This is a genomic window from Hyphomonas sediminis (assembly GCF_019679475.1).
Lineage (GTDB): Bacteria > Pseudomonadota > Alphaproteobacteria > Caulobacterales > Hyphomonadaceae > Hyphomonas > Hyphomonas sediminis.
Window position 1 is genome coordinate 2,014,529 of sequence record NZ_JAIEZP010000001.1, and the last position, 14,580, is coordinate 2,029,108.

Consider the following 14,580-nt stretch of genomic DNA (forward strand, 5'->3'; position numbering starts at 1 on the left):
AAGACCTGTAGCACAAAAGAGTTTACCAACGGGTGACAGCCGCAGATCAGGGGGTTAATCCTGCCGTAACGAAAAGTAAGGGAGGGGCCATGCCGGTCCTGAAGTCTGCGCTGGATGTTTCCGGCGCCAAATTCGCTGCAAATCGCGCCGCCATGCAGGCGCTGGTCGAGGATCTGCGTGCCCGGTCCGCCGAGGCTGCGCTGGGCGGGTCCGAGGAATCGCGCCGCCGCCATACCGAACGCGGCAAGCTGTTGCCCCGCGAGCGGGTGGAGCGCCTGATTGACCCCGGCAGCGCCTTCCTCGAGATCGGCGCGCTGGCCGCCAACGGGATGTATGGCGGCGAGGCGCCCGGCGCCGGACTGATCACCGGCGTTGGCCGGGTCGAGGGGCGGGAATGCCTGATCGTCTGCAATGATGCGACGGTGAAGGGCGGGGCCTATTTTCCCATCACCGTGAAGAAGCACCTGCGGGCGCAGGAAGTGGCGATGGAAAACCATCTGCCCTGTATCTACCTCGTCGACAGCGGCGGGGCGAACCTGCCGCACCAGTCCGAAGTGTTTCCGGACCGGGAGCATTTTGGCCGGATCTTCTTCAATCAGGCGCAGATGAGCGCGAAAGGCATTCCGCAGATTGCTGCCGTGATGGGCAGCTGCACCGCCGGCGGCGCCTATGTGCCGGCGATGAGCGACGAGACGGTAATCGTGCGCAAGCAGGGTACGATCTTCCTCGGCGGCCCGCCGCTGGTGAAGGCGGCCACCGGCGAGGAAATCAGCGCGGAAGACCTGGGCGGCGCCGATGTGCATGCCCGGCGCTCCGGCGTGGCAGACCATTACGCCGCGCATGATGCCCATGCCCTCGCCATCGTGCGCTCAATCGTCCGCACACTGGCGAAACCGAAGCCTCAGCCATTTGAATACCGGGAACCGGCCGAACCACTTTACGATCCGCGTGAAATGCATGGCCTGGTGCCGCAGGATGTGCGCGAACCCTATGATGCGCGTGAAGTGATCGCGCGCACGGTGGACGGGTCCGAGTTCCACGAGTTCAAGAAGCTCTATGGTGAAACGCTCGTCTGTGGCTTCGCGCATATCTATGGCATGCCGGTGGCGATCCTTGCCAATAACGGGATTCTCTTCTCGGAAAGCGCGCAGAAGGCGGCGCACTTCATCGAGCTGGCCGATCAGCGCCGTATCCCGCTCGTGTTCCTTCAGAACATCACGGGCTTCATGGTTGGCTCCAAATACGAAGCGGGCGGTATCGCCAAGGACGGCGCCAAGATGGTAACCGCTGTGGCGACAGCCAGCGTGCCGAAATTCACCGTGGTGACTGGCGGCAGCTTCGGCGCAGGCAATTACGGCATGTGTGGCCGGGCCTATTCGCCGCGCTTCCTGTTCATGTGGCCGAATGCGCGCATTTCGGTGATGGGCGGCGAGCAGGCGGCCAGCGTGCTGGCGACCGTGAAGCGCGACGGCATCGAGCGGCGCGGCGGGCAATGGAGCGTGGAGGAAGAAAACACCTTCAAGCAGCCAATCCGGGATCTCTATGAGGCTGAAGGAAACCCGTATTTCTCAACAGCGCGCCTCTGGGATGATGGAATCATCGACCCCGCCGACACGCGCCGGGTGCTCGGGCTCGCCCTTTCGGCGAGTTTGAATGCACCGTTCGGCGAACGTGGGTTCGGCGTGTTCCGGATGTAGGATTTCTGCGCGGGCTGCGTTCTGTAGCCCGCGCTGCAGTGGCGCTTCGCCTGCCACAAAATCGCCCGCAGGCTGACGGAATCGTAACGGATCGATATCTCAGTTCGCGCGTCCTTTAGACGAGGCGCCGGCCAACCCGGCGTTCTTGTGTCAAAGGAGTGAAACACATGATCCGCGTTACCCTGATTTCCGCCGCTGCGCTTGTTGGTGCCATGGGCGCCTATGCTGGTGAAAAATCCACCTTTGCAGATCTCGACACCAACGCGGACGGCTACATCAGCGCATCGGAGTTCATCGCGCACAAGACGGCTGACGGCAAATATACGCAGGAAGAAGCCACCGACAAATTCACCGCGATCGCGGGCGATGACGGCCAGATCAGTGAAGCAGACTGGAATGCGGCAATGGAAGCGGCTGCCGACAAGGCTGATGTCGCGACTGGTGAAACCACCTGGTAAGGCGCCAGGATCTTCCGGGGAGGCGCCCTCCTTCCTCGTGAAGTCCTCTTCGTGACCTCCGCCACGTCACGATAGGCCCGCTTCGAACAGGAGCGGGCCTTTTGTGTATTTCTGCGGCCGCGACAGTTCAGCCGCTCGCGGGATTCAGGATGACGTGAGAAACTGCGGTCACCCCGCCTTGCGCAGTGCTGGGCACTGGCGCAGGATGGGCCTACAGACTTGAAAACAGGGAAACTCCCATGCGTGACGCAGTTTATGATCTGATCCGGTTAGAAGCGACGGAGGAGGGGCTGGCGGTTGTCTCGCTGAACCGTCCGGATGTTCACAACGCTTTCAATGCGGAGCTGATTGCCGAGCTGACGGACGTGTTCACGATGATTTCGGAGCAGCCGAGTATTCGGATGATGATCCTGCGCGGCGAGGGGGCTTCCTTTTCAGCGGGCGCCGATCTCAACTGGATGAAGATTGCCGCGACGCATACGCGCGAAGATAATGAAAAAGATGCGATGCGCCTCGCCGAGATGCTGCGCCGCCTTTATGAGATGCCGCAGATGACGCTGGCGCTGGTTCATGGCGCAGCAATGGGGGGCGGCGCTGGCCTTGTGGCGGCGTGCGACGTGGCCATTGCCAAGGCGGGCACGCAGTTCCGGTTCTCAGAAGTGCGTCTCGGACTGACGCCGGCAACCATCAGTCCGTTCGTGGTTCAGGCAATCGGTCCGCGCTGGGCAAAAGCCCTGTTCGTGACCGCGGAGGGCTTTGATGCTGCGTATGCGGAGAAAATCGGCCTGGTGCATTACGTGGCCGATGATGATGTGAAGATGGGCGAGTTGCAGGAACATATCGCCCGCCTGGTGTTCTCCGCCGCGCCGGGCGCCGTGGCCGATGCCAAGCAGCTCGTTGATGATGTTACGGGGATGGAGATCGACAATTCCCTGATGCACACCACCGCCAAGCGCATTGCTGCGCGGCGCGTGTCGGAGGAAGGCAAGGAGGGCATTGCGGCTTTTCTTGAAAAGCGCACGCCCTCCTGGAAGGCTTAAACAGCGGATCTCGTCAGTCTTTGGCGAGATCGATGTTGATGCCGAAATTATTGAGTGTGGTTTCCAATGCCTCGACGGGGTTTATCCCCGTCAGGGCCTCGATCTGTCCCCGGAATATGTAGGCGAGCAGCGCGAACATCACGATGTAGATGATGAACTGCGCCAGCGATTTCAGGACGAATGCACCGGCGCTGCCAACAACGAGGCCGACTGCGCCCATGATCAGTGCGCCCTGGATCGGCTGCATGCCGATTTCCATTGCTTCATTGTAGCCGAGATAGGCGCCAACGCCGCCGCCAACGACGCCAGCAAGGCTGGCAAGCCCGGTTCCGGAATTATAGGCCATGGGATCCCCATTGGTTACTTGACGCTTAACCCTTACGCGATTGCTCCGGCGCGACAAAGCCTGAAATTTTCCGCCGAAAGGCCGGGAATCGCCGCCATTGTGCCGTGGTTGCCCTGCAGGAGAACTGGCTATGACCCCCGATGGAACATCTTCTGCTGCAAGCAGGTTCAGAGCGCGGCTTCATGCGGCCCGTGCCGCGTTGCGGCAGCGTTGGGTGAGGGGGGCTTGGAGCCTCGGCGTGTTCGAATTTATCAGCTTTGGCATCAAGCAGGCCTGGGCATGCCTCTTCGGCGGCGTGATGCTGGCCCTGCTGTTGGCAACGCACTTTCTCTATCCTGAAGGGGCCGCTCTCTCACGCTATGATTTTCTGGTAATTGCGGCCGTCTTGCTGCAGGCGGTGCTGCTGCTGACGGGCCTGGAAACCTGGGAGGAGGCGCGCGTCATCTTCGTGTTCCATGTGGTTGGCACGATCATGGAACTTTTCAAAACATCTGCCGGCAGCTGGATTTATCCGGAAGAGAGCCTTTTGCGGATTGGTGCTGTGCCACTCTTTTCCGGCTTCATGTATGCTGCCGTGGGGTCTTATCTCGCTCGCGTCTGGCGCATTTTCGAATTCCGTTTCACGCGGTTCCCGCCGCTCTGGATTCAGGGGCTGCTTGCTGTCGCGGTGTATGTGAATTTCTTTGCCCATCATTGGGTGGTCGACATCCGGTATGGCCTGTTTGCGGCTACGGCGCTGCTCTATCTGCGTACGGTCGTGTGGTTCCGGCCCGACGAAGTGCACCGGCCGATGCCCCTGCTTGTCGGCTTTTTGCTGGTTGCACTGTTCATCTGGTTTGCCGAAAATCTCGGCACATTTGCGCGCGCCTGGACCTATCCGGGGCAGGAACATGCATGGCAGATAGTGTCACTTTCCAAGCTCGGGTCCTGGTACCTCCTGATGATTATCAGTTTCGTGCTGGTGGCCACCGTTCACGGCAAGCGTGACCGTCAGGAGAGCTCAGGCGCGCAGCTCGTATAGAAAGCGTCGATTTCGTAGAAATTCAGGAACAGAGCCGCGGTCATTTCTTCCCGGTCGATGCCAGCTTCAGAAGTGCGCCGGTAGAGCTCCTCATCGGGCGTCTCTTCGGGAAGCATGTCATTCTTCAGCGACCAGAGCCGGATCTGCAGTTCCTTGTCGTTTTCCGCGCCATCAACCCATTTTACTGCGGCCTTGCTGACGCAGGCGCAATAGGACCGGGCTTTGGGTATGCCCAGCGCCTTGGTTTCCCGCGTACACATCTGCCGCATTTCCTTGATGACCGGCGACTTTGTCAGAACTTCCCCAGTGGCGGGAAGCGCGATCAGGCAGGCAGCAATCGCCAGAAACAAGCGTTTCAATATCTCAGGTCTCCTTGATAGAAATTCGCAGTGTTAAGACGCTAAACAGCATCGTTTCGCACTGCAACTTGTCTTTACGAGCGAAATCGGCTCTTGCTGCCATCATGATTACGAAGCTCCTCATCGCAAACCGGGGCGAAATTGCCTGCCGGATCATGGATACTTGCCGCGCGCTCGGAATCGAGACGGTTGCGGTCTTTTCGGAAGCCGACCGTGCCGCAATGCATGTGCGTGAGGCGGATGAGGCCGTTTGCATTGGCCCGGCGCCGGCGCCGGAAAGCTATCTGCGCGGCGATGCGATCATCGCAGCGGCACGGGCAACCGGCGCCGATGCGGTCCACCCCGGCTATGGCTTCCTGTCGGAGAATGCCGGGTTTGCCGAAGCAGTCGTCGCCGCCGGGCTGATCTGGGTTGGCCCGCCGCCAGCGGCGATCCGGTCGATGGGTCCAAAGGACGAAGCAAAGCGCATCGCAGAAGACGCCGGTGTCCCCGTGCTGCCGGGCTATCGCGGCGAAGCGCAGGACATTGCGACGCTGACCAAGGCCGCCGAAGGCATCGGCTATCCGCTGCTCATCAAGGCCGTTGCCGGGGGCGGTGGACGCGGCATCCGGCAGGTGAGCAAGGCAGGCGAACTTGAAGGCGAACTTGTCAGCGCCGTACGCGAAGCGGAAAGCGCCTTTGGCGATGGCCGCGTGATGCTCGAAAAGCTCGTCGAGCGGCCGCGCCATATCGAGGTCCAGGTGTTTGGCGATAGCCACGGCAATGTGGTGCATCTTTATGAGCGCGATTGCTCGCTGCAGCGCCGCCGCCAGAAAGTGCTTGAGGAAGCGCCTGCGCCCGGGATGCCGGAGGATGTCCGCAAGGCGATGACGGACGCTGCCGTGAAGCTCGCCGAGGCTGTGGGCTATCAGGGCGCGGGAACGGTTGAATTCATCGTGGACGGATCAAAGCCGCTCGCGAAAGACACGTTCTGGTTCCTTGAAATGAACACCCGCCTCCAGGTGGAGCATCCGGTCACAGAGCTTGTGACGGGGCAGGACCTTGTCGAATGGCAGCTGATCGTCGCCTCGGGCGGCAAGCTGCCCCTGAAGCAGAAAGAAATCGAGCTGAACGGCCACGCGATCGAGGCCCGCATCTGCGCGGAAGATCCCGCCGAAGGGTTCCGGCCCGGCGCGGGCGTGATCCTTGAGTTCGGCTTGCTGGAAGAGCCCGATGGCGAACTTGTCCGCTGGGACGCAGGCTTTGAAACCGGCGACCGCGTGCCCTCCAATTACGACTCCATGATCGCCAAGCTGATTGTCTATGGCGACCACCGGGACGAAGCGCTGGAGCGCCTGACCGATACGCTGGCGCATACCCAGCTCGCCGGTGTGCCCTCCAATGCCGGCTTCCTGCGTCGCTGCGCGCTTTCGGAAGAATTCCAGTCGGGCACGCATCACGTAAACTGGATCGGCGAGAATGTGGATGTGCTGACGGCCGTGCCGCCGGAGCATCATGACGCCGCGGTGAACGCTGTCGCCAGCCTCCTTCTGGACGAAGAACCCGGCCTCTCGCCCTGGGCCATCAATGATGGTTTCCGACTGAATGCGCCGGCCCGCCGCACGGTGGTGCTTGCAGCAGATGGCGAAGCAGAGATGGTCGAAGCTGGCATTGCGATGCCCGAAGATGTGCCGTTTCCTCTGGTGACGGATATTTCGCCGCGCCGCTTTGCCGTGACTTGCGGCGGCGACACCTTCCTCGTTACCGTGCCGGAATATAGTGCCGACGCAGAGGCTGCGCTGGGTGGGGACGCCGTGAAAGCGCCCATGCCAGGCAAGCTGCTGACGCTCGTGGCGCAGCCCGGCCAGAGCGTCGCGCGGGGCGATACGCTCGCCGTGCTTGAGGCGATGAAGATGGAGCACTCGCTTGCCGCGCCGCGCGACGGCGTGGTGGAGGCGGTGCACGCCAGCCCCGGCCAACAGGTCGCTGAGGGTGACCTGCTCGTCTCGCTCGTCGAAGAGTAAGGCTTACGCCCAGCTCAGGCTTGCCTGCATGCACTGCGCCCCGGCGCTGTTGACGGTGCACAGGTCAAGGCCGCCTTCATTCGTTCGGCCACAGACTGTAACGCGGTCGTGGCTGAAAAGCGGATGGACGCCGCGAAAGCTGAACCGGCGGACTTCCCGATCCGGATTTCGCTTGCGGGCCTCGTCCATCAGCCAGATTGCCTGCAGTGGCCCATGCACCACAAGGCCCGGATATTTTTCCACGTCGCTGGCATAGGCCGCGTCGTAGTGAATGCGATGGGCATTGTAGGTCAGCGCTGAAAAGCGGAACAGCAATACCGGGTCCACCGGCACGGGCGTTTGCCAATCGGCTTCCGGCGCAGGGATGGGGGCGGGCGGCGCATAGTGATCCGGCATGGGCAGAAACACGATGTCCTGTTCCTCTTCCATCAGGCTTGCCCCGCCGCGCGACCATGCGTGGCGAACCGTCACGAATGCCATGTCGCCGGTTCGGCCTGTCTTGCCGCTGATTTTCGCGATCGTCGAAACCTTCGTCAGCTCCCCGCCGATTTTTGCCGGCGCAAAAAACTCGATACGGCTGCCCGCCCACATACGCCGAGGCAGGGGGATGTCCGGCAGGAATTTACCGCGCCTGGCGTGGCCATCCGGCCCCGTATCCGATGCCCGCGGGCTGGGCAGGAAATACAGCCACAGCCAGAGCGGCGGCAGCTCAGCGCCGTCAAACATCAGGTCCGGATCAAGATCCAGCGCGCCAGCAAGGCCGCGCGCGGGCACAGGGCTGATCGTGTCGATCGACACTTCCGTGCGCCCGATGGCGTGCTGGTATGGCGTAATATCCATGCGGCCGATCCCTCAGATTGCGGGGGGAATCGTTAGAACAATTGCTGCGCCCGTCAAATGCTGCAGGCGGCGCGCGCTGATCCAGCCCGGAAGGCTGGTCAGGTTTCGCGCAACCCGCCTGTGTCAGCTCAGCTCCAGCCCGTCCAGCGCGCCGTCTTCGCGCCATGCCTTGAGGATGCGAAAATAGGCGTTCGGTCCTTCGCCGTAGGAGTTGTTCTGCGCGGCGCGGTCGCTCGGCTTTCCTTCATTGTTGTAGTAGCCGGGCGTGCACTCCTCGAGGAAATTCTGGCGCATGACCGCCTTCTCGATGATCTTGTTCACCCAGCCCTGTTCGCCGTCTTCGCTGGCTTCAAAGACATTCGCCTGCCTGCCCGAAACTTCCGACAGGATATACGCGATCTGCTCTGCCTGCTCGTCCAGCAAGTGGGGATAGTTGGCAGTGAAGCCGGCTTGCCCCGGCCCCATGAGGAACATGTTGGGGAAGCCTTTGACAGCGAGCCCGTGCAGGCTGCGCATTCCCTCCGCCCAATGATCTTTCAGGTGGACGCCGCCTTTGCCGATCGGATCGTAACCCGCCCGGCGGGTGTAGTCGGTGCCGACCTCGAAGCCGGTGGCGTAAACGAGGCAATCGATCTTGTATTCGATGCCGCTGGCTATGATCGAATCCTCCGTGATGCGTTCAACGCCCTGGCCGCCTGTATCCACCAGTGTCACATTCGGGCGATTGAAGGATTGCAGATAGGCGTCGTGGAAACAGGGGCGTTTACAGAACTGACGGTACCAGGGCTTCAGCTTCGCCGCCGTTTCACTGTCCTGAACCACATCATCCACGCGCCCGCGCACCTGTTCCATCTTCTTGAAGTCGGCGAGCTCTGCCAGTTCTTCCAGTTTTTTGGGCGAAAGCTGTGTGTTGTCGCCCTTGCTCGCAATGAAGAGGATGTTGCGGATGATGTCGGTCCAGCCATCTTGGACAAGATCTTCAGCCTCATAGCCGCCGGAGACAAGCGTGTTGAAGTTCTCCATCCGCCGGCGTTGCCAGCCGGGCTCCAGGCTGCTGGCCCAATTCGGGTCCGTGGGCTTGTCATTGCGTACATCGATGGAGGAGGGCGTGCGCTGGAACACATAAAGATGCTTCGCCCCGGCGGCGAGGTGGGGCACGCACTGCACCGCCGTCGCGCCGGTGCCGATGATGCCGACGACTTTATCCTTCAGGCCCGTGAGCCCGCCGGTGCTGTCCCCGCCTGTATACTGATAATCCCAGCGGCTGGTGTGGAAGCTGTGTCCCTTGAAGCTCTCAACGCCGGGAATGCCCGGCAGCTTCGGCCGGTTCAGCGGGCCGTTCGACATGATGACGAACTGCGCCGTGAAACGGTCGTCCCGGTCGGTCTCAATGATCCAGACGCGGCGGCTCTCGTCCCACTCCATGCCGGTGATGCCGGTTCCGAGCAGGGCTTTTTCGTAAAGGCCGAAATGCCTTGCAATGCGGGCGGAGTGTTCGAGGATCTCCGGCGCCTTGGTGTATTTCTCCTTCGGCATGTAGCCGGTCTCTTCCAGCAGCGGCAGGTAGATATAGCTCTCGATATCGCAGGCTGCGCCGGGATAGCGGTTCCAGTACCAGGTGCCGCCAAAGTCGCCGCCTTTTTCGATCATGCGGATCTCCTTGAAGCCCGCCTTGCGCAGGCGCGCAGCAGACAGCAGTCCGCCAAAGCCGCCGCCAATAACGGCGATCTCCACATGATCGGTGACGGGCGCGCGGGCGACCCGCTCCGTATACGGGTCTTCCAGGTAATGCGCGAACTGTCCGGCGACGTTCACATACTGTTCGTTCCCGTCCTTGCGAACGCGCTTGTCGCGTTCGGCGCGGTAACGGTCTCTCAGTGCATTCGGATCAAAGCCCAGGTCAAGGGCGCCATCGTCGGCCATAGCTGTTCCTCCTCAGTGCGGGGTACGGGAATGCTTGCCCGATGCCTCTCTGACACGTCATTGGGAAATCTAGCTATGATTGGGCCTTGCTAACAGCCGTGCCCCTGCGTCAGCCCAATGCCCGCAAAATGTTGAAGGCGAGGATGCCGAAGCCGACCCAGAACCAGAACATGCCGCTTCTTTTCTTCTCCCTCTTCGGCTCCTTATCCCACCTGCTGTGTCCCTTGCTGATGTGCACGGGCGTTCGGTCTGGCGGCGGCCCTTTTCCCAGCAGTTTGTCCAGTTCACGTTGCTTGCGGACTTCAAACGGCAGGCTTTCCCAGCGCAGGCGTTCTTTCAGTTCTCCGATCCAGTCATTGCGCTCCCGGATCCACACCTGCCGCGAAGGTTGCGCAGTCCAGCCGAAATAGGCGTCCAGTGCTTCCAGCTCAGCCAGAGACAGCCAGGCCGGCGTGGTCAGCTTTCTCGGGTCGGCGAAGTAGCCCGTTTCCTCGCAAAGCCAATCACGCACGCGCCATTGCAGCGCCTGGTATTCATCAATTCCGGAAACTTCTGGCGCCTCGACAATGGCGAGCACCCGCTCGCCGGACTTGGCGCCCCAAGGGTCCTGGAGAGCTGCCTGCAGCGCGGCCATGGCGGCGTTCAGGTTCCGGTCAGTTTCGGTGAGATAGTCGTCGTCATGGCTATCCTGATCGTCGAAGGCTTCCGAGTCCGCGCTGCCTGCGCTGGTATCTACCTGAGGCGGAGCGAAAGCCGTCGCTTCAAAAGCGTTGCCGGGATCGTCCCGACCGGCGGGAACATCGGCGGCGAAGCCTTCGGTGAGAGCCGCTTCGGTCTGAACGGCGCCGTCTTCGTCTTCTTCATCATCTTCGTCGAAGTGATTTCCGTAGCGCTCCCGCGCCCGCACTTCGCTACGCGCGTCTTCGAAGGCCGCTCGTAGGGCGATAAACCCCTCCCGATCATCTTCGGGTCGGGTGACTTTCAAACGCGCCGCATAGGCTTTGCGGACATCGGCGTCTGTTGCCGTATTCGGATCCAGCCCCAGAACGGCGAAGGGGTCAGAATACATCCGTGCCCTCGATACGGATCAGGATTTCATCGATCTGTTTACGGACTTCCTGAATGGCGCGCTTGTCCTGCGAATGCATGACGGATTCAAACTCGGCAAGGATGCGGCCAACATAGAGGCGCGTTTCCCCCAGGCTGTTCTCATACGCGGCCCTCAAGCGGGCGATGATCGCTGCGTTTTCCTGCTCATCGCGTGGATGGATCTTGAGGCTGGACAGCGCCTTGAGGCGCTTCTCGATTTCCTCGCGCGGCATGGCGCCCGGATTGCCTTCGATCACCAGCCTGTGCAGTTTCTTGGTGGCGAGGATTGTTGCTTCAACTTCCAGAATGCCCGAGGTGTCGTAAGTGTAGCGCACATCGACAGCTTTATCCGTCTTCGGATCAGACGGCAGCGGCACATTCAGGGAGCCGATGCGCACATTGTCCTTCACGAACGGGCTTTCGCCCTGATAAATGTTGAGGCGGATCTCGTTCTGACGGGCATTTACAGGCCCGATCACATCGGACCGGCTGGTAGGCACGACCGTATTGCGTTCGATCATGGGCGAGAAGTGGCCCGCTTCCCAGCGGTCTTCGCCGACCGGGATGGATGTCTCAAACCCCAGCGTGAAGGGGCACACATCCGTCATCACCACATCGTCCAGCGCCGCATGGCGGGCGGCGAGCCCGGCCTGCACAGCCGCGCCCAGCGCGACGACATGATCGGGATCGATCGAATGTTCGGGAAACCGCTTGAACAGGCGTGTGATAAGGGTGCGCACGGATTGCATGCGCGTGGCGCCGCCAACGGTGATGATGCGGTGCAGGTCGTCTGCCCTGAGGCCAGCGTCTGAAATGGCGCGCTGGATTGGCAGGCGCATCCGCTTCATCAGTTCAGCCGTGATCTCGTCAAACTTTTCACGCGTGATCGATACCGGCCTGGCTTCTCCTTTCAGGATATAATCCGCCGTTGTTTCGGCGCGGTCCGAAAGCTGGTGTTTGAGCTTGTCGGCAAGGCCGCGAAGGCGCGCGCCTTCTTCCTTGGAGACATCCTTGGGCTGAATGCCCAGCTGCCGGCCCAGTTCTGTCGCGAGCGCGTCGGTAAAATCCTCGCCGCCGAGGAAAGCATCGCCCGCCGAAGCGCGCACTTCCATCACGCCGGAAAACATCTCCAGGATCGACACATCGAATGTACCGCCACCAAGGTCCACCACGAGGAAGGTCGATTCCGCCTCGCGGTCCTGCAGGCCATAGGCGAGGGCCGCTGCGGTCGGTTCGTTGACGAGGCGGTTCACTTTCAGGCCGGCGAACTCGGCCGCCGTCACGGTTGCCTTCCGCTGGATGTCGTTGAAATAGGCCGGCACGGAAATCACCGCTTCTTCCACCATCTTGCCCAGATAGGCTTCGGCGTCGGCGCGCAGGCTGCGCAGCACGAAGGAAGAGAGCTCCTCGGCGCGGAACGCTTTCTTGCCCAGCATCACTTCATGGTCGGTGCCCATGTAACGCTTGAAGCGGGCGGTGGTCATGTCCCGGTGCGTCAACAGGCGGTCGCGCGCCGCCCGTCCGACCAGCAGTGTGCCATCCTCTGCATAGCCTACGGCAGAGGGCGTCATGACCGATCCGAGCGCATTGGGAATCAGCTTCGGACCATCGGCTTCGAATACGGCGACGAGAGAGTTGGTCGTGCCAAGGTCGATGCCGATGATGGCCTTGTCTATCATGTCCCGCGGTCCCCCAGGCTGCATTCCAGCCTGCACCCTTATCCGGTCCGCGGGCGCAGTCTAGCTGTTCAGATTAATCGCGCGGCTCTGCTGCTGCAACTGACCGCGCCATTGCCACGTAGCTGTTACAAAACTGCCCTATGGCCAAGGGGCATGCAAAGAGGAGCCCGCCCCAATGACCGCCATGGATGACAGCGAGAATTTCACCACCAATCCGCGCATCGCTGCGGATGTGGCCACGATGGGGGATCTGGTGGCGGAGCGCCTGTCGCGCCGGGGCTTCCTGGGTGGTTTGGGCGCCGTTTCAGGCCTTGCGCTGGCTGGCTGCGCTGCGCCGCTGGAGAAGACGGTTGCCGCCGCGGAGGCCCTGCCTGGGGCCGGTGAGGCGCCGGCCTTCCGATTTACCGAGCTGGCGCGCGGCCTGGACGAGACCCACCATGTGGCGCCCGACCATCAGGCAGACGTACTGATCCGCTGGGGCGATGCGCTGTTTACTGACAGCCCGCCCTTCGAGCCCATGAACCAGACCGCCGAGGCCCAGCGCCGCCAGTTCGGGTTCAACAATGATTTCATCGGCTACATTCCGCTGGAGCGGGACGGCGAGGGGCGCGAACGCGCGATCCTCTGCATCAACCACGAATACACGACGACCCACATGATGCTGCCCGGCGTTGCGGAAGGCTATCCGGCCACGATGACGAAGGCGCTGTGCGAGGTGGAGATGGCGGCCCATGGCGGTACGATCCTCGAAATCCGGAAAGAAGGTGGCAAGTGGCATCCCGTGGTCGGTTCGCCCTTCAATCGCCGGATCACAGCGGATACGACGCCGATGCAGGTGACGGGGCCGGCTGCCGGCCATCCGCGCCTTCAGACGACGGAAGACCCGACCGGCACGCGGGTCGCAGGAACGATGAACAATTGCGCTGGCGGCATTACGCCCTGGGGCACTTATCTGATGGCGGAAGAAAACTTCAACGGCAATTTCCTTGGCGCGTTACCCAAGGAGCACCGCGAAGCGAAGAACCATGCGCGCTATGGTGTGCCCTCGGGTTGGTATCAGTGGGGGCGTTTCGTCGATCGCTTCGATGTGAGCAAGGAGCCGCATGAGCCCAACCGGTTTGGCTGGATTGTCGAAGTCGATCCGATGGACCCGCAATCGACACCGAAGAAGCGCACGGCGCTGGGCCGGGTGAAGCATGAAGGCGCCGAAAGCGTCGTGGCGCCCGACGGCCGTGTGGTGGTCTATACCGGTGACGACCAGCGGTTCGACTATGTCTACAAGTTTGTCACCAAAGGAAAATTCGACGCGGAAAACCGCGCGGCAAATATGGACCTGCTCGACGAGGGAACGCTTTACGTTGCCCGCTTTGATGCGGATGGAACGCTTGCCTGGCTGCCGGTGGTTTATGGAACCGGTCCGCTTACGGAAGAAAATGGGTTCGCTTCCCAGGCCGACGTGCTGATCGATACGCGCCTTGCGGCAGACCTTCTGGGCGCAACGCCGATGGACCGCCCGGAGGATATTGAGCCGAACCCGAAGACGGGCCGCGTCTATGTGATGCTCACCAACAATGACAAGCGCAAGGCCGATCAGGTGGACGCGGCCAATCCGCGCCCGGCAAACCGCTTTGGCCACATCATCGAGATCATCGAGCCGGAAGGGGATTTTGCCTCGGAGACCTCGCGCTGGGAAATCCTTGTCCGGTGCGGCGACCCTTCCATTGCGGCCGTTGGGGCGACCTGGAATCCGCTGACCTCGCCCAATGGATGGCTGGCGAGCCCGGACAATTGCGCCATCGATCCGCAAGGCCGCCTGTGGGTGGCCACTGACGGCAATGATGATACCGGCGCCGCCGATGGTATCTGGGCGCTGGAAACCGATGGCGCACGGCGTGGCACTGGCCACCACCTTTATCGCTGCCCGGCTGGCGCGGAAATGTGTGGCCCGCGATTCAACACGGAAGGCGACGTCCTGTTCGTCGCTGTGCAGCATCCGGGCGAAACCGACGGTTCAAGTTTCGAGAAGCCAGGATCGCGCTGGCCGGATTTCGATGCCGCCATGCCGCCGCGCCCGAGCGTGGTCGTCATTACACGGAAAGGCGGCGGCCCTATCGGCGGATAGGGC

At 61.7% G+C, this 14,580-nt stretch carries 12 protein-coding genes; 6 read left to right on the forward strand and 6 right to left on the reverse strand.

The features are described 5' to 3' along the window. Positions 1–89: 89 nt before the first annotated feature. The 3 genes from K1X12_RS10070 to K1X12_RS10080 all read left to right on the forward strand — a co-directional run bounded on the left by K1X12_RS10070 (position 90) and on the right by K1X12_RS10080 (position 3,195). Positions 90–1,697, forward strand: a complete 1,608-nt coding sequence (locus tag K1X12_RS10070; RefSeq protein ID WP_220987467.1) for a carboxyl transferase domain-containing protein — start codon at positions 90–92, stop codon at positions 1,695–1,697. Positions 1,698–1,864: 167 nt separating this feature from the next. Continuing rightward, positions 1,865–2,155 (forward strand): EF-hand domain-containing protein, encoded by a 291-nt coding sequence (locus tag K1X12_RS10075; RefSeq protein ID WP_220987468.1) that lies wholly within the window; start codon positions 1,865–1,867, stop codon positions 2,153–2,155. Between the two features lie 239 nt (positions 2,156–2,394). Continuing rightward, positions 2,395–3,195 carry an enoyl-CoA hydratase-related protein gene (locus tag K1X12_RS10080; protein ID WP_220987469.1) on the forward strand — a complete coding sequence of 267 codons (801 nt, stop codon included), beginning with the start codon at positions 2,395–2,397 and terminating at the stop codon, positions 3,193–3,195. A 13-nt stretch (positions 3,196–3,208) separates the two neighbouring features. Here the strand turns inward: K1X12_RS10080 and K1X12_RS10085 are convergent, their stop codons facing one another. After that, on the reverse strand, positions 3,209–3,541 hold the full coding sequence (locus K1X12_RS10085) for a hypothetical protein (RefSeq protein ID WP_220987470.1): 333 nt from the start codon (positions 3,539–3,541) through the stop codon (positions 3,209–3,211). A 130-nt stretch (positions 3,542–3,671) separates the two neighbouring features. Between K1X12_RS10085 and K1X12_RS10090 the strand changes: the two genes are divergently transcribed. After that, on the forward strand, positions 3,672–4,562 hold the full coding sequence (locus tag K1X12_RS10090; protein ID WP_225907938.1) for a DUF817 domain-containing protein: 891 nt from the start codon (positions 3,672–3,674) through the stop codon (positions 4,560–4,562). On the opposite strand, the gene K1X12_RS10095 is transcribed toward K1X12_RS10090, so the two are convergent. After that, positions 4,532–4,921, reverse strand: a complete 390-nt coding sequence (locus K1X12_RS10095; RefSeq protein ID WP_220987472.1) for a hypothetical protein — start codon at positions 4,919–4,921, stop codon at positions 4,532–4,534. The two genes, K1X12_RS10090 and K1X12_RS10095, sit on opposite strands and share 31 nt — an antisense overlap. A gap of 104 nt (positions 4,922–5,025) precedes the next feature. Between K1X12_RS10095 and K1X12_RS10100 the strand changes: the two genes are divergently transcribed. Next, the gene (locus tag K1X12_RS10100) at positions 5,026–6,924 is read left to right on the forward strand and encodes an acetyl/propionyl/methylcrotonyl-CoA carboxylase subunit alpha (protein ID WP_220987473.1); all 1,899 of its coding nucleotides are present in this window, start codon (positions 5,026–5,028) and stop codon (positions 6,922–6,924) included. Between the two features lie 3 nt (positions 6,925–6,927). Here the strand turns inward: K1X12_RS10100 and K1X12_RS10105 are convergent, their stop codons facing one another. From K1X12_RS10105 to K1X12_RS10120, 4 genes are all read right to left on the reverse strand, one after another. Continuing rightward, positions 6,928–7,764, reverse strand: coding sequence for an HTD2 family dehydratase (locus K1X12_RS10105; protein ID WP_220987474.1), 837 nt, complete (start codon positions 7,762–7,764; stop codon positions 6,928–6,930). A gap of 123 nt (positions 7,765–7,887) precedes the next feature. After that, positions 7,888–9,687 (reverse strand): flavin-containing monooxygenase, encoded by a 1,800-nt coding sequence (locus tag K1X12_RS10110; RefSeq protein ID WP_220987475.1) that lies wholly within the window; start codon positions 9,685–9,687, stop codon positions 7,888–7,890. 109 nt (positions 9,688–9,796) lie between these two features. Further along, positions 9,797–10,756, reverse strand: a complete 960-nt coding sequence (locus K1X12_RS10115) for a hypothetical protein (protein WP_220987476.1) — start codon at positions 10,754–10,756, stop codon at positions 9,797–9,799. Then, positions 10,746–12,455: a molecular chaperone HscC gene (locus tag K1X12_RS10120; RefSeq protein WP_220987477.1), complete on the reverse strand. Its 1,710-nt coding sequence runs from the start codon at positions 12,453–12,455 to the stop codon at positions 10,746–10,748. Before K1X12_RS10120 ends, K1X12_RS10115 begins: the two co-directional genes overlap by 11 nt. Positions 12,456–12,630: 175 nt before the next feature. Here K1X12_RS10120 and K1X12_RS10125 point away from each other — a divergent pair, with 175 nt between their 5' ends. Next, the gene (locus K1X12_RS10125) at positions 12,631–14,577 is read left to right on the forward strand and encodes a PhoX family protein (RefSeq protein ID WP_220987478.1); all 1,947 of its coding nucleotides are present in this window, start codon (positions 12,631–12,633) and stop codon (positions 14,575–14,577) included. Positions 14,578–14,580 lie beyond the last annotated feature (3 nt).